The 25,180-nt window shown below is 71.7% G+C and carries 25 protein-coding genes and 2 tRNA genes; 13 read left to right on the plus strand and 14 right to left on the minus strand.

Going from position 1 to position 25,180, the window contains the following annotated elements; translation table 11 throughout:
• Positions 1-61 precede the first annotated feature (61 nt).
• A complete protein-coding gene (locus KU893_RS18865) occupies positions 62-562 on the plus strand; it encodes a TetR family transcriptional regulator (protein WP_218235926.1) in 501 nt (166 codons plus the stop codon).
• Here KU893_RS18865 and KU893_RS18870 read toward each other — a convergent pair.
• From KU893_RS18870 to KU893_RS18880, 3 genes are all read right to left on the minus strand, one after another.
• Positions 546-1,352, minus strand: coding sequence for a hypothetical protein (locus KU893_RS18870; protein ID WP_218235927.1), 807 nt, complete (start codon positions 1,350-1,352; stop codon positions 546-548). The two genes, KU893_RS18865 and KU893_RS18870, sit on opposite strands and share 17 nt — an antisense overlap.
• Positions 1,345-1,863, minus strand: coding sequence for an RNA polymerase sigma factor (locus tag KU893_RS18875; protein WP_246592866.1), 519 nt, complete (start codon positions 1,861-1,863; stop codon positions 1,345-1,347). Before KU893_RS18875 ends, KU893_RS18870 begins: the two co-directional genes overlap by 8 nt.
• 142 nt (positions 1,864-2,005) lie before the next feature.
• Positions 2,006-2,602 (minus strand): hypothetical protein, encoded by a 597-nt coding sequence (locus tag KU893_RS18880; RefSeq protein ID WP_218235928.1) that lies wholly within the window; start codon positions 2,600-2,602, stop codon positions 2,006-2,008.
• Positions 2,603-2,766: 164 nt separating this feature from the next.
• Between KU893_RS18880 and zwf the strand changes: the two genes are divergently transcribed.
• Positions 2,767-4,215 (plus strand): glucose-6-phosphate dehydrogenase, encoded by a 1,449-nt coding sequence (gene zwf, locus KU893_RS18885; RefSeq protein ID WP_218235929.1) that lies wholly within the window; start codon positions 2,767-2,769, stop codon positions 4,213-4,215.
• 45 nt (positions 4,216-4,260) lie between these two features.
• On the opposite strand, the gene KU893_RS18890 is transcribed toward zwf, so the two are convergent.
• From KU893_RS18890 to KU893_RS18905, 4 genes are all read right to left on the minus strand, one after another.
• Positions 4,261-4,857 (minus strand): VOC family protein, encoded by a 597-nt coding sequence (locus KU893_RS18890; RefSeq protein WP_218235930.1) that lies wholly within the window; start codon positions 4,855-4,857, stop codon positions 4,261-4,263.
• 53 nt (positions 4,858-4,910) lie between these two features.
• Positions 4,911-6,317 (minus strand): HNH endonuclease signature motif containing protein, encoded by a 1,407-nt coding sequence (locus tag KU893_RS18895; protein WP_218235931.1) that lies wholly within the window; start codon positions 6,315-6,317, stop codon positions 4,911-4,913.
• An 89-nt stretch (positions 6,318-6,406) separates the two neighbouring features.
• Positions 6,407-6,628, minus strand: coding sequence for a DUF1990 family protein (locus tag KU893_RS23835; protein ID WP_218235932.1), 222 nt, complete (start codon positions 6,626-6,628; stop codon positions 6,407-6,409).
• A gap of 38 nt (positions 6,629-6,666) precedes the next feature.
• On the minus strand, positions 6,667-7,563 hold the full coding sequence (locus tag KU893_RS18905) for a helix-turn-helix transcriptional regulator (RefSeq protein WP_218235933.1): 897 nt from the start codon (positions 7,561-7,563) through the stop codon (positions 6,667-6,669).
• A gap of 143 nt (positions 7,564-7,706) precedes the next feature.
• Between KU893_RS18905 and KU893_RS18910 the strand changes: the two genes are divergently transcribed.
• Complete coding sequence (locus KU893_RS18910; protein ID WP_218235934.1) at positions 7,707-9,035, plus strand: MFS transporter; 1,329 nt, start codon at positions 7,707-7,709, stop codon at positions 9,033-9,035.
• Here KU893_RS18910 and KU893_RS18915 read toward each other — a convergent pair.
• The 3 genes from KU893_RS18915 to KU893_RS18925 form a co-directional block, all read right to left on the minus strand.
• Positions 8,987-9,283: a hypothetical protein gene (locus KU893_RS18915; RefSeq protein WP_218235935.1), complete on the minus strand. Its 297-nt coding sequence runs from the start codon at positions 9,281-9,283 to the stop codon at positions 8,987-8,989. The genes KU893_RS18910 and KU893_RS18915 overlap by 49 nt on opposite strands.
• 93 nt (positions 9,284-9,376) lie before the next feature.
• Complete coding sequence (locus KU893_RS18920; RefSeq protein WP_218235936.1) at positions 9,377-9,598, minus strand: hypothetical protein; 222 nt, start codon at positions 9,596-9,598, stop codon at positions 9,377-9,379.
• A gap of 9 nt (positions 9,599-9,607) precedes the next feature.
• Positions 9,608-10,471 (minus strand): 3-methyladenine DNA glycosylase, encoded by an 864-nt coding sequence (locus tag KU893_RS18925; protein WP_246592867.1) that lies wholly within the window; start codon positions 10,469-10,471, stop codon positions 9,608-9,610.
• Positions 10,472-10,503: 32 nt separating this feature from the next.
• On the opposite strand from KU893_RS18925, the gene KU893_RS18930 reads away from it, so the two are divergent.
• The 5 genes from KU893_RS18930 (at position 10,504) to KU893_RS18950 (ending at position 14,048) form a co-directional block, all read left to right on the plus strand.
• Complete coding sequence (locus KU893_RS18930) at positions 10,504-11,316, plus strand: fumarylacetoacetate hydrolase family protein (RefSeq protein ID WP_218235938.1); 813 nt, start codon at positions 10,504-10,506, stop codon at positions 11,314-11,316.
• On the plus strand, positions 11,313-12,788 hold the full coding sequence (gltX, locus tag KU893_RS18935) for a glutamate--tRNA ligase (RefSeq protein ID WP_218235939.1): 1,476 nt from the start codon (positions 11,313-11,315) through the stop codon (positions 12,786-12,788). The genes KU893_RS18930 and gltX overlap by 4 nt, the downstream gene beginning before the upstream one ends.
• Positions 12,775-13,755, plus strand: a complete 981-nt coding sequence (locus tag KU893_RS18940) for a CPBP family intramembrane glutamic endopeptidase (protein WP_218235940.1) — start codon at positions 12,775-12,777, stop codon at positions 13,753-13,755. The genes gltX and KU893_RS18940 overlap by 14 nt, the downstream gene beginning before the upstream one ends.
• A gap of 44 nt (positions 13,756-13,799) precedes the next feature.
• Positions 13,800-13,871, plus strand: a tRNA-Gln gene (locus KU893_RS18945).
• 104 nt (positions 13,872-13,975) lie between these two features.
• Positions 13,976-14,048: transfer RNA gene (locus KU893_RS18950), tRNA-Glu, on the plus strand.
• Positions 14,049-14,214: 166 nt separating this feature from the next.
• On the opposite strand, the gene KU893_RS23715 is transcribed toward KU893_RS18950, so the two are convergent.
• From KU893_RS23715 to KU893_RS18965, 3 genes are all read right to left on the minus strand, one after another.
• Positions 14,215-15,261, minus strand: coding sequence for a response regulator transcription factor (locus KU893_RS23715; protein ID WP_218235941.1), 1,047 nt, complete (start codon positions 15,259-15,261; stop codon positions 14,215-14,217).
• 77 nt (positions 15,262-15,338) lie between these two features.
• Entirely contained in the window at positions 15,339-18,536 is a 3,198-nt protein-coding gene (locus KU893_RS23720; protein WP_218235942.1) for a lipase/acyltransferase domain-containing protein, read from the minus strand.
• An 86-nt stretch (positions 18,537-18,622) separates the two neighbouring features.
• Positions 18,623-19,078 (minus strand): hypothetical protein, encoded by a 456-nt coding sequence (locus tag KU893_RS18965; protein WP_218235943.1) that lies wholly within the window; start codon positions 19,076-19,078, stop codon positions 18,623-18,625.
• Positions 19,079-19,170: 92 nt separating this feature from the next.
• Between KU893_RS18965 and KU893_RS18970 the strand changes: the two genes are divergently transcribed.
• Both KU893_RS18970 and KU893_RS18975 read left to right on the plus strand, forming a co-directional pair.
• Complete coding sequence (locus KU893_RS18970) at positions 19,171-20,673, plus strand: DNA-3-methyladenine glycosylase 2 family protein (RefSeq protein WP_218235944.1); 1,503 nt, start codon at positions 19,171-19,173, stop codon at positions 20,671-20,673.
• The gene (locus tag KU893_RS18975) at positions 20,670-21,164 is read left to right on the plus strand and encodes a methylated-DNA--[protein]-cysteine S-methyltransferase (RefSeq protein WP_306811710.1); all 495 of its coding nucleotides are present in this window, start codon (positions 20,670-20,672) and stop codon (positions 21,162-21,164) included. The genes KU893_RS18970 and KU893_RS18975 overlap by 4 nt, the downstream gene beginning before the upstream one ends.
• A gap of 37 nt (positions 21,165-21,201) precedes the next feature.
• Here the strand turns inward: KU893_RS18975 and KU893_RS18980 are convergent, their stop codons facing one another.
• Positions 21,202-21,924, minus strand: a complete 723-nt coding sequence (locus tag KU893_RS18980) for an IclR family transcriptional regulator (protein ID WP_139622247.1) — start codon at positions 21,922-21,924, stop codon at positions 21,202-21,204.
• A 100-nt stretch (positions 21,925-22,024) separates the two neighbouring features.
• On the opposite strand from KU893_RS18980, the gene leuC reads away from it, so the two are divergent.
• The 3 genes from leuC (at position 22,025) to KU893_RS18995 (ending at position 24,948) form a co-directional block, all read left to right on the plus strand.
• Positions 22,025-23,437 carry a 3-isopropylmalate dehydratase large subunit gene (gene leuC / locus KU893_RS18985; RefSeq protein WP_218235945.1) on the plus strand — a complete coding sequence of 471 codons (1,413 nt, stop codon included), beginning with the start codon at positions 22,025-22,027 and terminating at the stop codon, positions 23,435-23,437.
• 15 nt (positions 23,438-23,452) lie between these two features.
• Positions 23,453-24,046: a 3-isopropylmalate dehydratase small subunit gene (gene leuD / locus KU893_RS18990; protein ID WP_218235946.1), complete on the plus strand. Its 594-nt coding sequence runs from the start codon at positions 23,453-23,455 to the stop codon at positions 24,044-24,046.
• Between the two features lie 287 nt (positions 24,047-24,333).
• Positions 24,334-24,948, plus strand: a complete 615-nt coding sequence (locus tag KU893_RS18995; RefSeq protein ID WP_218235947.1) for an HU family DNA-binding protein — start codon at positions 24,334-24,336, stop codon at positions 24,946-24,948.
• Positions 24,949-25,180: the final 232 nt, after the last annotated feature.

Raw genomic sequence — 25,180 nt, forward strand, 5'->3', positions numbered from 1 at the left:
GTCCTGCGCCCGGGTCAACGCGGCGCGGACGACGGGACCAGACGGGACGAGGAGGTGCGGGGTGCGGTACCGCAGGGACGACGTGGTCGCGCGGGCGATCGAGGTGCTCGACGCGCACGGCCTCGACGCGCTGTCGATGCGCCGCCTCGCCGGCGACCTCGGGGTGCAACCCGGCGCGCTCTACCACCACTTCACCAACAAGGACGCACTGCTCGCGGCGATCGCCGACGAGATCCTGCGCCGCGGCCGGCGGCCCGCCGAGATCATGGCCTGGGACGCCGAGGTGCAGCTGCTCTGCCTGGGCCTGCGCGACGCGATGCGCCGCCACCGCGACGGCGCCGTCCTCATCGCCCAGGTCAACCGCGCCGACGCCGAGCCGCTGGAGCGCCCGCTGCGGGAGGCGCTGGAGCGTGCCGGAGCCGACAGCGACCTGGCCCGGGTCGGCGCCCGCACCCTGCTGCGCTACGTGCTCTCCCACGAGGACGAGGCCGACGCCGACTTCGCCCTCGGCCTGGGTCTGCTGCTCGACGGCCTGCGCCACCGGCTCACTGCCCGAACGTGATGGACCCGACGATCCTCCTGGCGCTGCGGGGAGGGTCGCCCGCACACGGGTCGCACATGCTCTGCAGGACCACCCGCTGGCCACCCGCGTCGAGGATCCACCACTCGCCGACGTAGGTGGGCGTGACGTTGTTGTTGGTGCCCTCGATGCCGGGCAGGTTCACTTGCCCGTCGCGGCAGCCGGAGGCGTCGAAGCCGGGAGCGATCCGCACCATCAGGTACTGGCCCTCGGCACCGCCGACCGTGACGGGCTCGGGCACGCCGACCTGCAGGCCGGGCTGGTTGCGGATCGCCTCGACGAGCTCCTCGACGCTCGGCCCGACGGGCGTGATGCCGTCGCCGTGGCACGGGTCCTCGGCCACGCCGTACCAGTCGGTGGCGATCTCGGTCTTCAGCAGGGCGTTCGTCGTCTGGATGTAGCGGCCGCCGGCCTCGGCCTGGCTGCCGGACGGGAGGTCGACGTCGATGGCGAGGGTGTCGCTGATCGGGACGCGGTAGCGGCCTGCCTCGAGGGCGCGCGGCTCCTCGCCGTCCCGGTACGCCGGCAGGGCCCGCACGCCGTCCGGGAGCTCCACGACGGGTGCCGGGTCGTGCACCGGCTGCGGAGGGCCGGCCTGCTCGCGGGTGCGGAGGCCGATCCCGACACCCGCGCCGACGACGAGGGCGAGAGCCGCGGTGACGGCGGCGATCCGGGTACGACGGTCCCGGGAACGGGCGGTCCGCACCAGCGATTCGAAGGTCGGCGGCGAGACGTCCTCGCCGACCTCGCGCAGCGAGTTCCACTCAGCCATGGCTCGGCTCCTCCCTCTCCGCCAGCAGCTCGCCCAACCGGGCCCGGCCACGGCCCAGGCGTGACTTCACGGTCCCGACCGGCAGGCCGAGGTCGGTGGCGATCTCGGCGACCGAGAGGTCGGCGAGGTGGTGCAGCACGAGGACCTCGCGCTGGTCGGCATCGAGGAGGCCCAGCGCCGTCACGAGCGCCACGTGCTCGGGCCCCACGTCGGAGGCCGGCTCCGGTCGGCGCTCGGCGGCCTGGTGCCGCCGGACCACCGCGTCGTGCCGCCAGCCGTGGTGCAGCCGGTGCAGCGCGACGGTCCGGACCCAGGCCTCCGGATTCTGCACTCTCGCGAGGGTGCGGCGTTTGCGGATCGCCGTGATGAAGGCTTCCTGGACGGCGTCCTCGGCGTCGGCCATCACCCCGCAGATCGCGTACATCTGGACGACGAGGCGGCGGTAGCACGCGGCGTACAGCACGTCGAGGTCGTCCGCCTCCCGCCTGCCGTCCATGAGCACCTCCGTCATCTGCGACCACGGTCCCGCGTCAGGACGCCGGTGTGAAGGTGACGGTCTCGACGACCTCGCGAACGCGATCGGACACGTCCGCCGCGCACGGGTCGCACATCCCCTGGAGGACGACCCGGCGGCCGCCGGTGTCGAGGATCCACTACTCGCCGACGTAGGCAGGGGTGACGTTGTTGTTGGTGCCCTCGATGCCGGGCAGGTTCACCTGGCGGTCACGGCACGACGAGACGTCGTAGGCCGGATCGATCCGGACCCGCAGGTGCGTGCCCGTGGCGCCGCCGAGCGTCGCGGGCTGCGGCCGGCTCACCTTCAGCCCGGGCTGGTGCCGGATCGCCTTCACGAGGTCGGCCACGCGCGGTCCGACGGGCGTGATGCCGTCGCCGAGGCACGGGTCGCTCGCCACGCCGTACCGCTCGGTGGCGATCTCGGACTTGAGGATGAAGTCCGGGGTCATCAGGTACAGGCCCCCGCTGTCTCCCTCGCTCCCGGCGGGGAGGTCGACGTCGTAGGCCAGCGCCTCGTCGAGCGGGACGTGGTACCGCCCCGCGCCGAGGGACGAGTCCTCACCGGGCCCGGGCAGCGCCTGGACGCCGTTCGGCAGCAGGCTCGCCTGCTCGCTGGCGCTCGGGGAGGACTCGCTCCCGGACGCCTTGGCGTTCTCGTCGTCGGAACAACCCGCGACCAGCGGCAGGAGGGCCGCGGCAACGGCCACGCGGGCCGTGAACGTGCGTGAGGACATGGGAGTCTCCTCGATGGGTGGCGGCGGACGCCGAGTCGTCCCTGACACAGCGACGAGGCCTGGCCCGGCGGCTGGGTTCCCGACGCGCCGGAGGCTTCGCCCGCGCTGCGCGCGATACGGCAGACTTGACGTGCCGGAAACACCAGGGAGGCACTGTGGACGACATGGCAGCGAAGACCCAGAAGCCCGTGACGGTCGTGCTCTTCGGTGCAACGGGCGACCTGGCCCGCCGCAAGCTGCTGCCCGGGATGCTCCACCTGTTCGAGACCGGGCTGCTGCCCCAGCTGCAGATCATCGGCACCTCGCTCGACGAGCACACCACCGAGTCGTTCGTGCAGTTCGTGCACGAGGCCGTCCAGGAGTTCTCCGGCGACGACGGCGACATGGCGGCCTGGCCGGAGTTCTCCAGGCTGTTGCACTGGGCGCCGGGCAGCGAGGGCCCGGCGGGGCTGCGGGCCGCGGTCGAGAAGGCCGAGGCGGAGTGGTCGGGCGACCGGGTGCGGCTGCACTACCTGAGCGTCCCGCCGAAGGCCGCGCTGTCGGTGGTCAGGACCCTCGACGACGCCGACCTTGCCGAGGGCAGCCGGATCATCATGGAGAAGCCCTTCGGCGTCGACCTCGCCTCGGCGAAGGCGCTCAACGCCGAGCTGCACCAGACCTTCGCGGAGTCGCAGATCTACCGGATCGACCACTTCCTCGGGAAGGAGGCCGCCCAGAACATCCTCGCCTTCCGATTCGCCAACGGCCTCTTCGAGCCGATCTGGCACCGCAACAACATCGACCACGTGCAGATCGACGTACCCGAGGAGCTCGGGCTCGAGCAGCGTGCCAACTTCTACGAGTCCACCGGCGCCTACAAGGACATGGTGGTCACCCACCTGTTCCAGGTGCTCGCGTTCACCGCGATGGAGCCGCCGACCTCGCTGCACCCCGACGCCATCAACGAGGAGAAGAACAAGGTCTTCCGCTCTATGATGCCGATCGACCCGGCCAACGTCGTGCGCGGGCAGTACCAGGGCTACCGCGACATCGAGGGCGTGGCGCCCGAGTCGGAGACCGAGACCTTCATCGCCCTCAAGTGCTTCATCGACAACTGGCGCTGGGCGGGCGTGCCGTTCTACCTGCGCACCGGCAAGCGGCTGGCCGAGGGCGCGCGGATCATCTCGATCGCGTTCAAGGAGCCGCCGCGCTCGATGTTCCCGACGAACTCGGGCGTCGGCGACCACGGCCCCGACCACCTGACCTTCGACCTCGCCGACAAGGCCAAGATGTCGCTGTCGTTCTACGGCAAGCGGCCCGGGCCGGGCATGAGGCTCGACAAGCTGTCGATGCAGTTCGCGATGACCGACACCACCTGGGCCGGCTCGGTCCTCGAGGCCTACGAGCGGCTGATCTACGACGCCGCGCGCGGCGACCAGACCCTGTTCACCTCCGCGGAGGGCATCGAGCGGCTCTGGGAGGTCTCCGAGCCGCTGCTCGAGAACCCTCCCGTCGTGCGGCCCTACCGGCAGGGCAGCTGGGGCCCCAACCAGATCCATCAGCTGATCGCGCCCTACGCCTGGCGGCTGCCGTTCGAGCGGCAGTGGCGCAACCCGAACGCGATGGGCGGCTGATCCGACTCCCGGATGATCCGTGCCCTGGCCGAGTTCGCGTGGGGCTCAGCGCGGCAGTGGGTTCGGGCCGGTCGCCGTCGCGAGCCGCTGCGGCACCCAGCCCTCGACGTGGTGGAAGCCTTCCTTGAAGCTTCCGGCGTCCGCCTCGACGGAGGCTCTGAGGGAGCGCCGATAGAACTTCACGTGGGTGAAGTCCTCGAACAGGATGTAGACCGGGTCCGGGTTGCTGTGGGGGCCCTGGAACTGCTGTCCCGTCAGCACCGGCTTGTGGACCTCGACGAACCGGTCGAACGAGTCCCCGACCACGATCCCGAGGTGCTCCAACCCCATCTTGTAGACGCGCTGGTGCACGGGCGGGATGAGCTCGAGGAGGGGAACGGTCTTGCCGTCGAGGACCTCCAAGGGATCCGCGAGGACGATCAACGAGATGGGCCGGCCGTTCCAGACGTTCTCGCTGTTGATCACGGCGTGGCGTTCGAGCTGGCCTCGCACGCGGACGTAGTCGTCCCACTCCGCGACGCGAACAGCCAGGTGGCTGAGTGCGTACGCACCGATGTCGATGCCCCGGTCGAGCAACCGCTGCTGCTGCCTCGCCGCGAACGCCTGGTAGTCGCCGATGAGGTCACCCACTGGATCCGCCATCGCGGCCTCCTCTCCGCCGAATCCTAGGACGGGACCGGTCGCGGCGCACCGGCTCAGGCGGCGCGTGGTCGGGCGGGTCGGTAGGTCGCTCTCCCGCGGAGGCTGTCGAGGGTGTGTCTGGGTGGTGGGGTCCAGACGGGTTGTCGGGTGTCGGGGTCGATGTGGACGGCCCACGGCGTCTGGTGGACCAGGACGTGGTGGTGACGGCAGAGCATGACGAGGTTGTCGAGGCTGGTGGCGCCGCCGTCGGCCCAATGGACGACGTGGTGGGCATCGCAGGCCAACGGCATCCGGGTACAGCCCGGGAAGGCACAGTGCCGGTCCCGGACGACCAACGCCATCCAGATCGCGGCGGTCACCAGACGTTGGGCCCGGCCCACGTCGAGAACTTGGCCTTCGGCACCGAGGACGCTCGGGATGATCTCGGCATCACACGCCAGCCGTCGTACCGCACTCGCGGAGAACCGGGCACCGGTCGGGGTGTGCCCGGTGCGGGCCAGACCGGCATCGATCACCTGCTGCTTCAAGCTGTCCTGGTCGATGAGGACCACCACCCGCGGCTTCGACCCGTGGTCACGAGGAAGCTCGTCGGTGGCGGCGAGCCGGTCACACGCATCGACCAGCGCGTCCCACAACCGGGCCCCGGCCTGCCGCGGGTCGCGGCCATCATGCCCACACTCCGGGGTCAGACAGGGTGCGCTGGTGGCGACACCGTTCTCGTCGAACATCGCCTCACCCGGCCGGCGGCTCACCCCGCCACAGGCACCGGGTTCGGTGGCGACCGGAGCCGCGAGGGGGTGCAGGGTGGCCTTGATCCTCTCCGCGTCTTCGACGGTGCCGTAGCCCTTGAGGCGCACCCCGCCGTGCCCGTCCTCGGCGAAGGACAGGTGCCGGGCGTGGTGCGCAGCGCGTTCGGCCTTCGCCTTCTCCTTCTCGGCGTCGACGACCGCGCCGTCGGGGTCGAGCTCGCGCACCACGTCGCTGAACGCGGTCTGCAGGTCGGAGGCGTCGTGACCGTGGGTGTCGACCAGGTCCAGCATCGCGCCGGCGACCGCGGTCCGGAACTGCGGCACCCGCGGCAACGTGTGCACCTTGGACGCGATCGCGCGGGCCTGGGGCAGGGTGACCCGACCAGTCTCGAGCGCGGCCTGGACCTCGGGCAGGTCCCGCAGCTGCTCGACCGCCCGGACCAGCCCGCCACCGGCGCCCTTGTGGCCACCGGTGAGGTGGGTCAAGAAGTCCTTGACCGTCGCCCACCCCAGGCCACGCACCGCGTCGGTGGCCTCAACACGGGCAATCGCTCGCAACAGGGCGGCATCGAGAAACGAACGGGCGGCGGTGATCGCCTCCACGCCCGCCACCGCGTCCGGACCGGCGAGCACGTCCCAGTCCTCACCGGCCAGCTCCGCGGCACGCTCGGCCACGGCTGTGGCCTGGTCGAGCGCCCCGAGAGAAGACATGCGCTCAGTCTAGTCGAACACATGTTCGAGTCAAGGGTTTCGGAGGAGCAGGTTCCGGGCTGGGTGCAGCGCGGCAGGCGGGGAGGTCGTCAGAGGCGGTCCAGCGCGCGCAGGTAGCGCGAGGTCATCCCCTGCTGCACCATTCGCGTGAAGGGACCGCCGAGAACCGCGAGACGTGAGGCAGGGCGCGAGAAGGCTGTGATCGTGAGGGTGATCGTCCCGGCGGGGTGTTGCTCCAGAAGGAACCGCTCGCTCCTCGCCGGACTCGGGATGGCCGGGCGGGCACGGGCCGACGGTAGGTCACGGGCCACCCAACCACGCTGGGAGACGGCGACAGTTCGCGACGTGCCTAGTCGATGACGCCGGCCTCCCGCGCCAGCCGGACGGCGTGAACCCGGTTGGTGGCGTGCAGCTTGCGCATCGCGTTCTTGAGGTACGACTTCACGGTGCTCTCGACGAGCCCGAGCGAGGCGGCCACCTCACGGTTGCTCTGTCCGAGCGCGACCTGGGTGAGGACGTCGATCTCGCGCGCGGCGAGCCCGGTCGGCACCGCCGCGGCGGTACGACGGGAGGTCGGCGCCGCGGGGGAGTGGCCGTGTTCCACACGATCGCGCACCTCCTCGAGGCGGGCGCGCAACGTCTCGTCCTGCACGAGCGAGGCGAGGTCGGCGAGCTCCTCGGAGATGTCGCGCAGGTCGGCGCGGGTCAGCTGCACCTCGGGCGGGGCGGCCGGGGCGGCCGGCTGGCTGAGACCGCGCAGGGCGCCGACCCGGCGGCGGACCTCGTCGTCGACGGCGATCTCGCGCTCGAGGCGACGCACGAGCGGGAGGAAGGCGTCGTACCAGACGTCGCCGAGGACGACCTGGGCGCGGTGGCCGAGGTAGATGACCATCCGCGGGGCCCGGTCGACGACGATCGGCAGCGCGGTCACGGTCTCGAGCTGCTCGGCGCGAACCGGGCCGTCGTACTGGTGGGTGATGCCGCGGGCGTCGTGGTAGTTGGTGACCGACACGGGGCGGCCCATGAGCAGGGCCTTGCCGCCGAGGCCGTAGCCGGAGCGCACTCGCAGGCCCTGCAGGGAGCGGGTGTGGGCGCTGTGCAGGCCGGTGATGTCGAGGGCGGTGCCGTTGTCGATGACCGGGCCGCCGAACGCCATGTCGCTGTGCCCCGTGGCCCGGAAGGCCGCGAGCGTGCGCAGCAGCCGGCCCCCGTCGTGCGGGGCCTCCTGGACGAGGTCGAGTGACATGTGACCACGGTAGGTGACTGCGGTCACAGGCGGCAACGGCAGCACCCTCTTTGGGGGGGTAGTACCTCCTTCGAGGGGTTCGGCGCGGATGTGGCCCGCCTCACACTCCCGGCGATCGACCGAAACCCGAGGAGTGGATTCCCATGTCCGAACGACCGACCCCGATGCGTCGGGTCGCCTTCGCCAGCTGCGCGGGCACGACCATCGAGTTCTACGACTTCTTCATCTACGGGACCGCCGCGGCGCTGGTGTTCCCGACGGTGTTCTTCCCGGCGCTGGGGGACTCCGCTGCGAGCGTGGCGTCCTTCGCGACCTTCGCGGTGGCGTTCATCGCCCGGCCGCTGGGCGCGATCGGGTTCGGGCACTTCGGTGACCGGCTCGGGCGCAAGAAGACCCTGATCAGCACGCTGCTGCTCATGGGCGCGGCCACCGTCGCGATCGGCCTGCTGCCCGGTGCGGCGACGATCGGCGTCACCGCTCCGGTCCTGCTCGTGGCGCTGCGCTTCCTGCAGGGCCTGGCGGTGGGCGGCGAGTGGGCGGGCGCGACACTGCTGGCCGCGGAGTACGCCCCGGCCCACAAGCGCGGCCTGTACGGCGCGTTCCCGCAGATGGGCCCCGCGCTCGCGTTCGCGCTGTCCAGCGGCACGTTCCTCCTCGTCAACCGCGTGGTCGGCGACGCCAGCCCGGCCTTCCTCGACTGGGGATGGCGGGTCCCGTTCATCGCGAGCGCGCTGCTCGTGGCCGTCGGCCTCTACGTGCGGCTGAAGGTCGAGGAGACCCCGATGTTCCAGGAGAACGCCCGCACCCGCGCCTCGACCCAGGGCCCGCTCGCGTCGGCGCTGCGCAACCAGTGGAAGGAGATCCTCCTCGGTGGTGGCTCGCTGGCCATGCTGTTCGCGTTCTTCTACGTCGGCACGGCCTTCCTGACGTCGTACGGCACCACGGCGATCGGGCTGTCTCGCGCGACCGTGCTCACGATCGGCGTCGCCGCGGCGTTCGTGTTCGGCGGCATCACGCTGGCCTCCGCCGTCTTCAGCGACCGGATCGGCCGGAGGAAGGTCGTCCTCGGCTCGTGCCTCGTCGCCGTCCCGTGGGGCTTCGCCCTGTTCCCGATCCTGAACCACGGCACGACCGCGTCGTTCGCGATCGGCCTGTTCGGCACGCTCGCGATCTTCGCGGCCTCGTACGGTCCGGCCGGCGCGATGCTGCCCGAGATGTTCCGCACCGAGTACCGCTACACCGGCGCCGGCATGGCCTACAACCTCGCCGGCGTGATCGGCGGCGGCACGGCGCCGTACCTCGCCTCCGACTTCGCGGAGGCCGGCAACACCTCGGCGATCGGCTGGATGCTCGCCGCCTTCGCCCTCGGCAGCGTGATCTGCGTGCTGCTCATGCCGGAGACCCGGCACCGGGCGATGGGCCGTCAGGACGCCGAGGCGGAGGCCGAGGCTCTTACGCCGGTGAACGTGTAGTCGTCCAGCGGGAAGCGGGTGGCCGCGCGTGCTGCGCTCGACGTCGACGTCGGGCGCAGCAGCACCGCCTCCCCGTGCTGGTTGAAGTAGTAGCTCCGGGCGGTGGCGCAACTGCCGGCGTTGAACACGGAGTTGTCGAGGAGGCCGGTCATCCGGTCCAGGAACCGGTCGTTGGCCTCGGTGACCTCCACGACGTCGGCGCTGCGCGCGGGCAGTAGGTGTGGGAGAAGCGCGCTGATCGACCGCACCCCATGCGGGTTGGCTGCAGATCGGCGAAAATCGCGGCCAATTCGCATGGGGCTCGCGCCAGGAGGCGGCGGCTGCGCGCCCCGTGATCCCACTCAGTCGGTGGTCCGACCGAAGATGCCGAAGGGACCGCGGTGACGCGTGTGGTCGGGCCGATACGCCAGGCCGAGCCCCTGGAGAACGCGAAGGACCGGCCCGGGAGCCTCGATACGCTTCCAGTCCTCCTCCGAGATGTACGGCGTCCGGCCGAGCACCAGCCGTCCATCGCGGCGGTGGATGCCGAGACGGTCGGCGAGGCCGCGGCGGTGGTGGGTCATGGCGCGATGCTAGATGCTCCGGGACATGCCCAAGAGGCGTTCGCACTCAGCGGTCAGCGCTGCTCGGATCGGCCTGGCCCGCTCGGCGAACCCGCGCTGCGCCTCGACGTACGCCGCCTTGCCCTCGGCGGTCTCGATCCGCACCGGCTCGAACCCCAGGTCCTCGAGGTCGTACGGCGCCGCGCGCATGTCGAGGGTCCGGATGTCCCAGGCGAGCTCGAAGCAGTCGGCGACGAGGTCGGAGCAGATCATCGGTGAGAGCCGGAAGGCGTGCTTGTAGAGGTCCATGCCGGCGTGCAGGCAGCCGGGCTGCTCGAACGCGGGGCGATCGTCGCGGCCGGGGGTCAGCGTGTTCAGCGGGCGGGCGGGGGGAGTGAAGAAGCGGTAGGCGTCGAAGTGGGAGCAGGCGATGCGGTGGCCCTCGACGACCTCGTCGGTGCCGGTGGGGCCGAGGCGCAGCGGCCAGTCGGCGTGCCGGGTCTGGTCCTCGGCGAGGCGGTAGACCATGGCCCACTCGTGGAGGCCGAAGCAGCCGAAGTGCGCGGCGCGGCCGGCGGTCGCGGTGAGCAGGCGGTGGATCGACTCGACGAGCGGACGCTGCGAGGCGACGTACGACGGCGCGACCGTCGCCCCACCCTCGGCGACGACCTCGTAGCCCTTGACCCCCTCGAGGCCCGATCCGGGCGGCGCGACGACGCCGAAGCCCGGGTGCCAGCGGCGCAGCTGGGCGGGGCGGTAGGAGTAGTAGGTGAAGAGGAAGTCGAAGACCGGGTGCTTCACCGCGGCCTCGCGCCGGGCGAGGTGCGGGGCGACGTAGCGGTCGATGCGCGCGGCGTGGTCGGCCGCTCGCCGACGCCCTTCCTCCGCATTCACGACCAGCAAGCGTAGGTCGATAGGCTCGCCGAGTGCGCATCGTCAGATTCACGACAGGCGAGGAGCCGTCCTACGGCATCCTGACCGGCGACCTCGACGAGTACGGGCAGCCGGGTGACGACGCGGTGATCGTCGGCCTCGTCGGTGACCCGCTCTACCAGGGGATCAAGCTGCTCGAGAAGGAGTACCGGCTCGAGGAGGTGCGCCTGCTGGCGCCGGTCCTGCCGCGCAGCAAGGTGGTCGGCATCGGCCGCAACTACGCCGCCCACGCGGCCGAGCTCGGCAACGACGTGCCCGCCGAGCCGCTGATGTTCCTCAAGCCGAACACCAGCGTCATCGGCCCCGACGACGCGATCCTCTGCCCGCGCCAGACCCAGGACCTGCACTACGAGGGCGAGCTCGCGGTCGTCATCGGCCGGATCTGCCGTGACGTGCCGGCCGAGCAGGCCACCGACGTCATCCACGGCTACACGATCGCCAACGACGTGACGGCTCGCGACCTGCAGCGCTCCGACGGCCAGTTCACCCGCGCCAAGGGCTTCGACACCTTCTGCCCGCTCGGGCCGTGGATCGAGACCGACCTCGACCCCCATGACTTCAACCAGGGCCGGCGCCTCCAGACGTTCGTCAACGGCGACGTCGTCCAGGACGGTACGACGGCCGACATGGTCTTCGACGTGCCCGCGCTGGTCGCGCACGTCTCCAGCGTGATGACGCTGCTGCCCGGCGACGTCATCCTCACCGGCACCCCCGAGGGTGTCGGCCCCCTGCAGGTCGGCGACGAGGTGGAGATCTCGATCGAAGGCCTCGGAACCCTCACGAACAAGGTGGAAGCACGAGCATGAGCAGCCCCAACGGTCCGGTCCGCGTCCGGATGGCCCCCTCGCCTACCGGCAGCCCCCACGTCGGCATGATCCGCACGGCACTGTTCAACTGGGCCTTCGCGCGCCACCACGGCGGCACCTTCGTCTTCCGCATCGAGGACACCGACAAGGAGCGCAGCACCGACGAGTCGCTCGACGCGATCCTCGACCTGATGCGCTGGCTCGGCCTCGACTGGGACGAGGGCCCGGGCGTGGGTGGCCCGTTCGCGCCGTACCGACAGAGCGAGCGCAGCGACCTGTACGCCGACGCGCTGGCGCGGCTCAAGGAGAGCAGCTTCACCTACGACTGCTACTGCACCAACGACGAGGCCGCCGCGCGCCGCAAGGCCGCCGGCTCCAAGGTGCAGGGGTACGACGGCTTCTGCCGCGAGCTGACCCAGGAGCAGGTCGACGCGTTCGTGTCCGAGGGCCGCAAGCCGGTCGTGCGCTTCCGGATGCCCGACGGCTCGATCACCTGGCACGACCTGGTCCGCGGCGAGGTGAGCTTCGAGACCGAGTTCGTTCCGGACTTCGCGCTGTGCCGGGCCAACGGCGACCCGCTGTACACGCTGGTCAACCCGGTCGACGACGCGCTGATGGAGATCACCCACGTGCTCCGCGGCGAGGACCTGCTGTCGTCGACGCCGCGCCAGATCGCCCTCTACGAGGCGCTCAAGGAGGTCGGCATCGCCAAGGCGACGCCGGAGTTCGGCCACCTGCCCTACGTCATGGGCGAGGGCAACAAGAAGCTCTCCAAGCGCGACCCCGAGGCGCACGCGCTGGCCTACCGCGACCAGGGCTACCTCCCCGAGGGCCTGCTCAACTACCTCGCCCTGCTGGGCTGGGCGATCGCGGCCGACCGCGACATCTTCAGCCTCGAGGAGATGGTCGAGGCGTTCGACATCGCCGACGTCGTCGCCAACCCGGCGCGCTTCGACCTCAAGAAGTGCGACGCCATCAACACCGCCCACATGCGGCTGCTGTCGATCGAGGAGATAACCCACCGGGTGCTGCCGTTCCTCAAGCGCGACGGTGTCGTGAGCGACCCGGTGACCGATGCCGACGCCCAGCTGCTCGAGCTCGCGATGCCGCTGGTCGGCGAGCGGATCAACAAGCTCGCCGAGGCCAGCAGCATGCTCGGCTTCCTGTTCGTCGCCGAGGACGCCTTCGAGGTCGATCCCGAGGACGCCGCCAAGCAGCTCGGGGAGGCCGGCGCCCCCGTCCTGCAGGCGTCGTACGACGCGCTCGCGGCGCTGCCGACCTGGTCGACCGAGGCCATCCAGGGCGCCCTGCAGACCGCGCTCGTGGACGGCCTCGGCCTCAAGCCGCGCAACGCGTTCGGCCCGGTCCGCGTGGCGGTCACCGGCCGCCGGATCTCGCCGCCTCTGTTCGAGTCGATGGAGCTCCTCGGCCGCGACCGCAGCCTCGGGCGGTTGCAGCGTGCCCTCGGGTGACCCAGCCGGACTGAGGTACGACGAGCTCCAGCGGCGCGGCCCGGCGGGGGCCTGGCGCCCGGTCGCCGGGATCCCGCTGCTGCTGGTGATCTTCTTCGCCGGACAGCTCGTGCTGAGCCTCGTGGTCACCTTGGTGCTCGTCGTCGGAGGCGACTCGGGTGGCGAGGCGGTCGACAAGCTGTCGGGCGACCCCGCCACGCCGTCGTTCCTGGCCCTGGTCAACCTGGGTTGGGCGGCGGCGATCCCCGCGGTGTGGGTGGTCGCCCGGCTGCTGCACGGGCAGACGCCCGGCTGGGTGACCTCGGTGGCCGGCACCCTGCGCTGGCGCTGGTTCGCGGCCTGCCTCGGCCTCGCCGTCGTGGCGCTCGGGCTGACCCTGGTCGTCTCGGCGCTGCTGCCGGACCAGGGCTCCGGGTCGCTCGACACCAGCGCCGGGCTGAACCCGTGGACCTCGACCGTGCGCGACTTCGTGCTGGTGATCGTGCTGCTGACCCCGCTGCAGGCGGCGGGGGAGGAGTACGTGTTCCGTGGGTACCTCGCGCAGGCGTTCGGCGGCCTGACCGCCCGCGCCGGGGCCCGGGTGGGCGCGGCGGTCTCGGTCGTCGTACCGGCGTTGCTGTTCGCGCTCGCCCACGGCCTGGGCCAGGACGCGCCGGTCTTCTTCGACCGGTTCGCGTTCGGCGTGGTTGCCGGGCTGCTGGTGATCCTCACCGGCGGCCTCGAGGCCGGCATCGCGATGCACGTCGTCAACAACTTCGTGGCGTTCGGCATGGCCCTGGCGTTCAGCGACATGACCGAGGCGCTGAACCCGACCGGAGGGAGCTGGTGGTCGATCCCGGTGACCGTCGTGCAGTCCGTCGGCTACCTGCTGCTGGCCGTCGGGGCGGCCCGCCGGCTCGGGGTGCAGAACCGCACCGAGACGCCGGAGGGCGGGGCCATTTTGGAGGCAGAGCCGGCCGACCGGTAGTGTGGGTCACCGGTTCGCCGGCCTCGGCCGGGGGACCTAACCATTGGGATATGGTGTAATTGGCAACACAGCTGATTCTGGTTCAGTCGTTCTAGGTTCGAGTCCTAGTATCCCAGCGAGGCTCTCGCGAGAGACAGGTCACTCCGTCAGGATTTGTCCGGTCAGGCAGGAAATCGCTAGAGTTCACGACGTTGTCACGGAGAGATCCGGAACAACGGATGCCCCCGTTGTGTAGCGGCCTAGCACGCCTGCCTCTCACGTAGGTAGCGCCGGTTCGAATCCGGTCGGGGGTACAGCATCGGGGCCCGGGCCCAGGGCCGGGGCCCGCGGGGTTTTTCGGCCGCCCCGCCGGGGCGGGGGGGCGGGGGGGGGTGGGCTGGGGGGGGGGGCCCCGGGGGGGGCCCGCCCCCCCCCCCCCCCCCCCGACTGGTTTTTCCGCCGACCGCGCAGGCGCGGGCGTCAGTCGCGCAGCAACGCGACGAGCTGGCGCCGGCTGCGCACGCCCGCCTTGGCGAAGACCGCCTTCAGGTGGTCCTGCACCGTGTACGGCGAGAGGTGGAGCGTGGCGGCGATCTCGGCGGTGGAGCGGCCGAGGAGCACCCGGTCGACGATCTGCGCCTCGCGCCGGGTGAGGTCGAGCGCCGCCATCACGAGCGCCGAGGACGCGGACGGGTCCGCGTGCCGCAGCGTCACCACGACGTCACCGACCGCCTCCGCAGCGCCGGTGGGCTGCAGGGCCGCCGCGCTGACACTCACCCAGCCGTAGCTGGACGTCGGGACGGTGATCTCGGTCGGCTCCCCGCGACGGCGCCGGGCACGCACGACCGCGCTGACGACCGGGACGGGCAGGGGGCGGGTGCCGGTCGGGTCGAGCTGGGCGAACCACCCGCTGCGGTCGCCGGTCGCCGCCGTCACCGTGTTGTGGGAGTCGACGACGAGCACCAGGGGCGCGACCCGGGTGACCGGAGCCGCGTGCACCGTGCGGATGCCGCCGCCGCGGAACCCGCGGACGAGGGGCGCCACCAGCCGGTCGGCCAGGGCGGCCTCGTCGGCGTCGAAGCCGCGCGAGTCGACGGCCCGCAGCAGGCTCACCCCGGCCCACAGGAGGCTGCGCTCACGGGCGGCGATCCGGAGCTCGTGACCGATCGCGAGGTCCGGCAGGTAGAAGTCGCGGTACCTCTCGGCCCGGGCAGGGTCGCCGTCGAGGTCGTCGACGAGGACGCCGATCGGACGGCGCCGCCGCGCCAGCCGGGAGAACGCGTGGGGATCCGGGGCGACGTACTCGAAGTGGGCGAAGCGGGCGTAGCTGTCCGCAGGGACGTCCCGCTTCACCGAACCCGTGATCAGGCCCGTGGTGGGGTCGAAGGGCGCCACGGTGGCCGCGTCGAAGGGCAGTGCCTGCGCGAGCACCTCGAGGACCTCCTCGGCGAGCTCCTCCCACGGCAGGGCCGCGTCCGCCAGCCGGGTGATGCGCTCGAGCGTGCGAGCGGCGGACGGGCGGGGCACCCCCGCAATTCTGCCAGTCGCCTGTCCGCGCCGCTGGCCGTTCGGTACGGCGGGCCCGAGCGCCCGCCGTACCGGGCTCAGGACGCCGGCAGCGGGCGGACCAGGAGCGCGCCGCCGAGCTGGGCCTTCGCCGAGCCGGCGTACCCGATGCTGACCTCGCCGCCGGTACGGGCGGCGGCCGGAAGCGTGCCGACGAGCGACCAGCGGCCGTTGCGGATCCGGGCCCGTCCGGTCCAGGTACCGGACTCGTTCCCGCTGGTCCAGGTCACGGCCACCGTGACGACGCCCCGTGCCGTCGTCGCGACCTTGCCGGCGATGGTGACGCGGTCACCGGCCCGGGTGAGCGCCCGGACCCGGAGCCGCGGCGGCCGCGAGGCGGCGAGGACCCGCACCGTCGCCGGTCGGACCCGGTCGGAGCCGGGGACGCTCAGGGTCACGGCGGCGTTCTTGGCGTGGGCGAGCTTCTTCGGCAGGGCGGTGCGGACGACGACCTGGCCGCCGGAGACGGTCGGCGTCAGCCGCAGGCGCTTGCTGCCGACCGCGACCTCGACCGCGACGGTGGTGCCGTTCGCTGCGGGGTTCACCCGGGCGACGAGCTTGAGCCGGCCGCGGACCAGGGAGCTGTGCAGGACCTCCGCCTGGGCGCTCGCGGGTCCGGCGCCGGGCTTGCCGGGGGTCCCCGGGTCGCCGGGGTCGCCGGGGTCGCCCGTGGTGGTCGGCTGGACCGGGACGCCGTCGACCGTCACGACCGGACCGCGGCCACCCTCGCCCGGGGTGATCTCCACCGTGCCGGTGACCGGGCCGTACTGCAGGGGCGTGCCGCGGGTGTCACCGTCGATGGGTGCGTAGCCGAACCGCAGGTCCTGACCCTCGAACGTGAGCACCACCGGGTCGGACTCGCGGCTGACCACCGTCGTCCGGTCCGGCAGGTCCATCAGGTCGACGTGCCGCTGCTGGTAGGCGGTCGCGAGGTCGAGCGGACCCGCGGCGAGTGCCGCCCGGGCGGTGGGAGCAGGTCCCTGGGGGAGGGCGACGTGGTAGTTGAAGACGCTGATCTCCGCGCCACGGCTCGGGCAGGTGCCCGGGGTCTTCCGCGGTGTGCGGCCGAACAGGAGGAAGTCGCGGTACGCCGTCAGCACCACCGGGGAGTTCGGCAGGCTCACGTGGTCGACCGCGCAGACAGCCTGGACGTGGACCCGGTCGCCGAGCGGGTGGTCGATGTCGGTGCCCTGCATCGCGCTGCGCAAGGGGACCGTGCCGTCGCCGTTGGTCCACGACACCGCCGTCGACTTCTCGCCCAGGTCGACGGCCCCGAAGCTGGGCAGCCCGCTGCCGACGAGGGCCTGCATGTCGATGCGCCCACCGTTGGTGAAGAATCCGTCGAAGACCTTCGCGTGGTCGTCGCGGGCCTGGGTGAACAGCCCCGCCCGGGCGCCGAGGGCGAGCGTGGTGGCGTTCACGCCGTCCTGGTTCTGGAAGCGGCCGTTGACCGAGAGCCAGGTGCCGAAGCTGTCGCTCGGGAAGAGCTCGTAGAGGCCCGGGATGCTGCGGGCCAGCGCCTGGAGCGCGTCGTTGGGGAGCACCAGGTCCATGCCGGCCTCGTTCATCGGACTCTCGATGCCGAAGGCCAGCGGCAGCGCGACCTTGGGCGACCCCCACCAGGGCGTGCCGGCGGTCAGCACACGCGCGATCTTGGCGGCGCGGTCGGGGTCCTTGGCGTACCAGCGAGCCAGGAGGCCGCCGTAGGAGTGCGCGAAGAAGGTGACCCGGTTGACGCCCTGACGCGAGGGCAGGTCGGCGGCGAGCGCCTGCTGCACCGCGGCGTCGAGGCGGGCCATGGAGTCCTCGGGGCGCTTGCGCCAGTCCCAGCCGAACACCGCGCTGTTGGGCTGGTCGCCGCCGGGCGCGGCCTGCGCCAGCCAGCGCTGGACGCCGTCGTAGATGTCCGAGCCGAGGACCTTGCCGAGCGCGTTGCCGGTCGGCCCGGCGCCCGGGCAGGACCCGTCCCCGCCGCCGAGCTGCATCTTGCGCAGGTTGTCGCCGTTGGTGCCGGGCCACGCGCTCGGCGGCCACAGGACGTCACTGCCGCAGGTGATCTCCGAACCCAGGAAGCCCGGCAGGAACAGGATGGGGACGTCCTGGGCCTGGATGTCCCACGGCACGCGGCCCGGGTTGTCGGTCGGGGTCACCGGCACGATGCCGATCTTGCGGTCGGGGTCGTCGACGCGCAGGTTGCTGCCGGGGTCGGGGAGCAGGTGCTCGAAGTAGCCGCAGTCGGTCTGGCTGACGCAGTGGAAGGAGACCGGCCCGTTGTTGTCCGGCCCGAAGCGGACCGCGCCCGTCTGGGCCAGGCCGCCGTCGCTGCGCGAGCCGTCGGGCTCGATGACGGTCACGGACTCGCTGTCCTGCGCGACGTACACGACCCGCTTGGCGTCGGGCGACCAGTCGTAGTCGCTGACCTCGCCGGCGTACAGCGTGCTGGTGCCGCCACCGGTCGTGACCCGGTCGAGACGGTACGGCCCGCCGAATTCCTCGACGCGGTACGCCGCGAGCTTGTCGCCGGCCGGTGCCCACGCGACGCTGTGGTAGCCGGGCGGACGAGGGTCGTCCTCGAACATGTTGCCCACGACGTCCTCGGTCAGGGAGGCGTGGGTGAGCTGGGTGGCGCCGCCGCCGAGGCGGCTCACGGTCCACACCTGGCTGCCCTTGCGCGCGTCGTCCCGGTCGCGGCCGATGTTCGCGGTGCGGATGAACGCCAGCTGGGTGCCGTCCGGCGACCACGACGGTCCGAAGTCGCTGAACCCGGCGCCGTCGCAGGGCAGCTCGGGGTCGTCGTGGCACTGGCTGCGCGTGGTCGCGGGCGGCGCGATCACCTGGTAGGCGCCGGAGCCGTCGGTGTTCATCACGTAGATGACGCTGTGGAAGCGCGGGCGCCCGTTCACGTCGGTGCCGTCGGGCGTCCACTTGCTGAAGGCGATCTTCGTGCCGTCCGGCGACCAGGAGGGATGCGGGCTGGTGGTGCCGTCGGCGCCGATGCAGTTGGCCTGCTGCGGCGTTCCGGTGCCGGGGCAGCGCAGGTCGCCGGTCAACGGAGTGATCGCCAGCGTGCCCGGGTCCCAGCTCTTGATCATGCCGTCGTTGGCCGTGCTGAACACGATCTTGCCCGGTGTGCCCTGGGTCGTGGCGTGGGCGGATGAGAGGTCGAGGACGGTGATGACGCCGAGGAGGATCAGCAGGGCGGCGGCGCGCGCGACTGCCCGGAGATACGTGTGCACGTTGCCCGAGTCTCAGCTGTCCGGCGGGCGTGTTCCATCCCAGTTTTCTGGTGACCTCGTGCGGTCGGCCGACCGCACGTGTGGTGTCACTCGCCGCGCGCGGCCGCCTTCGCTGTGGCGGTCTTCTTCGCGGCCCGTGTCTTCGGCGGTGTCGGCTCGGTGCCGACGATCGCGAACACCGGCGCGGTGAGCTTCTCCAACGCGGCGACGGCCTCGGCGTGCCGCTCGGCGAGGTTGGCGACGACGCCGGCGAGCTCGGCCTGGGCCTCGGCGAGGGTGTGCACGGTGTCCGCGAGCTCGCGCTGCCGGACGATGAAGTCCTGCAGCGGCTGCGCGGTCGAGCTCGCGAGGCTCGTGACCGCGCCGGCCATGCCGGCGACGGCGCCCGCGAGGTCGCCGACCTGGCGGGCGAGCTCGTCGGGCTGGGTGACACCGGTGACCGCCGTGTCACGCACGCCCTTGAGGACGTCGGTGGTCAGCTTGAGGGCGATCTGCTGGGACCTGATCAGCAGGTCGAGGGGATGGATCGGTGAGTCCGCCATGGGAGCAGCGTGGCAGACCGGCGCCACCGCCGGTCACCGTCATGTCCGATTTCCGCGAGAGACTGTCGGCGGGGGGCGGCAGGATGGACGACATGGAGAGCACAGTGACCACGCCGGAGCAGCTCGACTTCGAGCGCTGCTACACGGCCGTGCGGTCACGCGACCGCCGGTTCGACGGCGTCTTCTACACGGCCGTGCGGTCGACCGGCATCTACTGCCGCCCGTCGTGCCCGGCCCGCACCCCCGCGTCCCGCAACGTGTCCTTCCACCGCACCGCCGCTGCCGCGCAGGCCGCCGGCTACCGCGCCTGCAAGCGCTGCCTGCCGGACGCGACGCCCGGCAGCCCGGACTGGAACGTCGCCGCCACTGTCGCCGGCCGGGCGATGCGGCTGATCTGCGACGGCGTCGTCGACCGCGAGGGCGTCGAGGGCCTGGCCACCAGGCTCGGCTACACCTCGCGCCACCTGTCGCGGCTGCTGACCAGCGAGCTGGGCGCGGGTCCGCTGGCGCTGGCCCGCACCCAGCGTGCCCAGACCGCCCGCGCGCTCGTCGAGAGCACGACCCTGAGCCTGGCCGACGTCGCGTTCGCCGCCGGCTTCTCGAGCGTGCGGCAGTTCAACGACACGATGCTCGAGGTGTACGACGCCACGCCGAGCCACCTGCGTGGCCGGAAGGCCCCTGCCGGTGGGAAGGGACAGGTCGCCGGCGCGATCGACCTGCGGATCGCCGTACGTACGCCGTTCCGGGGCTCCGCGTTGCTCCGCTTCCTCGCCGACCGGGCCGTGCCCGGCATCGAGGTCGCCGAGGTGCGCGACGACGGGAGCGGCTCCTACGCACGGACCCTCGACCTGCCGCACGGTCCGGGTGTCGCGCGCGTCGAGCTCGCGGACCTCGACGAGGTCGGCTCGTCGTACCTGCCGCTGCGGCTGGTCCTCGACGACCTGCGCGACACCACGGCCGCGCTGGCGCGGATGCGCGCACTGCTCGACGCGGACGCGGACCCGGTGGCCGTCGACGACCACCTGTCCGCCGATCCGCTGCTCGCCCCGCTGGTCGCCGCCCGGCCGGGGCTCCGGGTGCCGGGACACGTCGACGGCACCGAGGTCGCGGTGCGCGCGGTGCTCGGCCAGCAGGTCACCGTCGTCGCGGCCCGCACCGCCGCGGCCCGGCTCGTCGCCGCCCACGGGCGTCCCGTCGAGACCGGTGTCCCCGGCCTGACCCACCTGTTCCCCGACGCGGCGGCGGTCGCGGCGCTCGCGCCCGAGGAGTTCCGGATGCCGCGTGCGCGCGGGCGTGCGCTCGTCGGCCTGTGCGCCGCGATCGCCGCGGGCGAGGTGGTGCTCGACCGGGGCCCCGACCGCGGCGACGTACGACGCACTCTGCTCGCGCTGCCCGGCATCGGCCCGTGGACGGCCGACTACATCGCGCTCCGCGCCCTGGGTCACCCCGACGTGTGGCTGCCGACCGACGTCGGCGTGCGCAACGCGCTCGCCCGCCACCTCGACATCGACGTCACCCCCGACATCACCCCGGAGGGATGGGCGCCCTGGCGCTCGTACGCCCTCCTCCACCTGTGGACCTCGCTGGAAGGATGAGCACTGCCATGTGGACCGTCATCGAATCGCCCATCGGGCCGCTGCGGCTCGTCGAGCAGGACGGCGCGATCACCGCGATCGAGTTCTCGCCGTTCCGCGACGGCGCGCGCCCGCTCGGCGCGGAGGCTGCCGACAACCCCGTGCTGGTCGTCGCGGCGCGCCAGCTCGCCGAGTACTTCTCCGGCGACCGCACCGAGTTCGACCTCCCGCTCGCCCCGGCCGGCAGTGCGTGGCAGCGCTCGGTGTGGGCCCAGCTGCTCGGCATCGGGTACGGCGAGACCGCCTCCTACGGCGAGATCGCCGCCCGCCTCGGCAAGACCAACGCGGCCTCCCGGGCCGTCGGCACGGCGAACGGCGCCAACCCGATCCCGATCGTCATCCCGTGCCACCGGGTGATCGGCGCCAACGGCACGCTCACCGGCTACGCCGGCGGGCTGGAGCGCAAGCAGGTCCTGCTCGAGCTGGAGCGGGACGAGGACGCGCTGTTCTGAGAGCGCGAGGAAGGAGCGCTCTCAGAACCGAGAGTCGCTACTCCGCGGCAGCTCGCCGCAGCGACTCGGAGAGCCGCTCGGCGGCCGCGAGCACGGCCGGTGCGTGCATCCGTCCCGGCTGGCGGGAGAGGCGCTCGAGCGGGCCGGAGACGGAGACCGCGGCGATCACCTTGCCGCCGGGGGAGCGGACGGGAGCGGACACCGAGGCGACGCCCTGCTCGCGCTCGCCGACCGACTGTGCCCAGCCGCGGCGGCGGATCGCGGACAGCTCGGCGGCGGAGAACGCGGAGTTCTGCAGGCCGCGGTGGATCCGCTCCGGGTCGTCCCAGGCGAGCAGCACCTGCGCGGCGGAGCCGGCGCGCATGGTCAGCTGGGAGCCGATCGGGATGGTGTCGCGCAGGCCGGAGGGCCGCTCGGCGGCGGCGACGCAGACGCGGTGGTCTCCCTGGCGGCGCCACAGCTGGGCGGACTCGCCGGTGATGTCGCGCAGCCGCGCGAGGACGGGGCCGGCGGTCGCGAGCAGCCGGTCCTCGCCGGCGGCGGCGGAGAGCTCCGCGAGGCGCGGGCCGAGCACGAAGCGGCCCTGCATGTCGCGTGCCACGAGACGGTGGTGCTCGAGCGCGACCGCCAGCCGGTGGGCCGTCGGTCGGGCCAGGCCCGTGCCCGCCACCAGGCCGGCCAGGGTGGCCGGGCCGGACTCCAGTGCGGTGAGCACCAGGGCCGCCTTGTCGAGAACTCCGACGCCGCTCGAGTTGTCCATATGGCAATACTGCCGTCTCGGATCCTGGGATGCAAGAGTACGCTTCATCACGGTGGACGGCAGAGGTGCCGTCGACGACCCGAACGAGGAGGAGCGAGTCATGGGCAAGACCCTGGCGGAGAAGGTGTGGGACGAGCACGTCGTCCGTTCGACCCCGGGGGAGCCGGATCTCCTCTACATCGACCTCCACCTCATCCACGAGGTCACCAGCCCGCAGGCCTTCGACGGCCTGCGCCTGGCCGGTCGCAAGGTGCGCCGTCCCGACCTGACCCTGGCGACCGAGGACCACAACGTCCCGACGCTCGACTGGGACAAGCCGATCGCCGACCCGGTCAGCAAGACGCAGGTCGACACGCTGCGCAAGAACGCCGAGGAGTTCGGCGTCCGGCTGCACCCGCTCGGTGACGTCGAGCAGGGCATCGTCCACGTCGTCGGCCCGCAGCTGGGCCTCACCCAGCCCGGCATGACGATCGTGTGCGGCGACTCGCACACCAGCACCCACGGCGCCTTCGGCGCGATCGCGTTCGGCATCGGTACCTCGGAGGTCGAGCACGTGCTCGCCACCCAGACCCTGCCGCAGGCCAAGCCGAAGACCATGGCCGTGACCGTCAACGGCAGCCTGGCCGAGGGGGTCACCGCCAAGGACCTCATCCTCTACCTGATCGCGCAGACCGGCACCGGCGGCGGGCAGGGCTACATCGTCGAGTACCGCGGAGCGGCCATCGAGGCGCTGTCGATGGAGGGCCGGATGACGGTGTGCAACATGTCCATCGAGTGGGGCGCCAAGGCCGGCATGATCGCGCCGGACGAGACCACCTTCGCCTACATCGAGGGCAAGGCCGAGGCGCCCAAGGGTGCGGAGTGGGACGCGGCCGTCGCGCACTGGAGGACGCTGGTCACCGACGCCGACGCGACCTTCGACAAGGAGATCGTGATCGACGCGGCCGACGTCACGCCGTTCGTCACGTGGGGCACGAACCCCGGTCAGGGCGCGCCTCTCGGTGCCAACGTCCCCTCGCCGGACGACTTCGAGGACCCGTCCGACAAGCTCGCCGCCGAGAAGGCCCTGGAGTACATGGGCCTCGAGGCCGGCCAGCCGCTGCGCTCGGTCAAGGTCGACACCGTCTTCGTCGGCTCCTGCACCAACGGACGGATCGAGGACCTGCGTCTCGCCGCCGACATCATCAAGGGCCACAAGGTCGCCGAGGGAACCCGTCTGCTCGTCGTCCCCGGCTCGGTGCGCGTGCGCAACCAGGCCATGGAGGAGGGCCTCGACAAGATCTTCATCGAGGCCGGCGCCGAGTGGCGCGGCGCGGGATGCTCGATGTGCCTGGGCATGAACCCCGACACCTTGCAGCCGCAGGAGCGCTCGGCGTCGACGTCCAACCGCAACTTCGAGGGCCGGCAGGGCAAGGGCGGACGTACCCACCTGGTGTCCGTCCCCGTCGCTGCCGCCACCGCCGTCAAGGGCACGCTGGCCTCGCCGGCCGACCTGTCCGCCGACCTGGTCTGAGAAGGAGTCAGAGTCATGGAGAAGTTCACCTCCCACACCGGTACGGCGCTCCCGCTGCGCCGCAGCAACGTCGACACCGACCAGATCATCCCGGCGGTCTACCTCAAGCGCGTGACGCGCACCGGCTTCGAGGACGGCCTGTTCGCCGCCTGGCGCAACGACCCGGAGTTCGTGGCGAACAAGCCCGAGTACCAGGGCGTCTCGATCCTGGTCGCCGGTCCCGACTTCGGCACCGGATCCTCGCGCGAGCATGCGGTCTGGGCGCTCATGGACTACGGCTTCAAGGTCGTGCTCTCGAGCCGCTTCGCCGACATCTTCCGCGGCAACTCCGGCAAGGCGGGGCTGCTCTCGGTCCCGGTCGAGCAGGACGTCATCGAGCAGCTGTGGGCGGCGATCGAGGCCGACCCGACGACGCAGATCACCGTGGACCTCGAGTCCCGCACGGTGACCTGCGGTGACCTGGTGGCGCCCTTCCAGATCGACGACTACACGCGCTACCGCCTGCTCAACGGGCTCGACGACATCGGCATCACGCTGGGCCACGAGGCCGACATCGCGGCGTACGAGAGCAAGCGGCCGAGCTGGAAGCCGGTCACGCAGCACGCCTGAAAGAGGCCGAAAACCCTTCTACAACGGGCCGATTCGCGACATTCGCGGGTCGGTCCGTTGTCATTCCCGCATTCGCCGAGTAGGCCTCGAAGTGGCTCTCGGGAGCGAAATAGGGGCCGAAACGGCCGAAATACCGCCGAAATCACGAAAAAAGAGGCACCAACTTCGGCGTGGTGATTGTGAGCGTGCCGACGAGTGCCTAGCGTTCCCATGAAAGGACGGCTGGGCGAGGGCTCGGCCGCAACAGCCCAAGGGACGCCCAGCGCGGCGTTTCGGAAGGACAGGTAGTGAACAAGTCTCAGTTGATCGACGCGCTGGCCGACCGTTTCGAGGGAAGCCGCAAGGACGCGGCCCACGCTCTCGACGCGGTCCTCGACACGATCACCCGGCAGGTCGCGAAGGGCGAGAAGGTCGCCATCACCGGCTTCGGCTCCTTCGAGAAGGCCGTCCGCAACGCGCGCTGGGTCCGCAACCCGCAGACCGGCGAGCGCGTGAAGACCAAGAAGAAGGCTGTTCCGAAGTTCAGCGCCGGTGCTGACCTCAAGAACGTCGTCTCCGGCGCGAAGAAGCTCGCGCCGCTGCCGAAGCCGGCCAAGAAGGCCGCTGCTCCGGCGAAGAAGGCCGCTGCTCCGGCCAAGAAGGCCGCAACCACGGCCGCCAAGAAGGCCGCTGCTCCTGCCAAGAAGGCCGCCGCCACCGTGAAGAAGGCGGCTCCGGCCAAGAAGGCTCCGGCTGCCAAGAAGGCTCCGGCCAAGAAGGCTCCGGCCGCCAAGAAGGCTGCTCCGGCTGCCAAGAAGGCGCCGGCCAAGAAGGCTCCGGCCGCCAAGAAGGCTGCTCCGGCTGCCAAGAAGGCCCCGGCCAAGAAGGCCCCGGCCAAGAAGGCCCCGGCCAAGAAGGCCTGACGCACTTCGACGACAACGCCGAACGGGCCGCTCTCCTGACGGATTGCGGCCCGTTCGGCGTCTCCGGGTCAGCCCTGATCCACCACGGGCGGCTGGTCAGGTGAGCGTGGCGTAGAACGAGAAATGCCCCTTGAGCAGGGACGATGTTGATTGCGACGTCAGCATCTGACCTACCCAAAGGGGCACCTCGTAAGTGAAACCTTCTCACACGATCCGACCTGTCTTCGATGAC

Origin of the sequence: Nocardioides daeguensis (genome assembly GCF_019192965.1) — a bacterium.
GTDB lineage: Bacteria > Actinomycetota > Actinomycetes > Propionibacteriales > Nocardioidaceae > Nocardioides > Nocardioides daeguensis.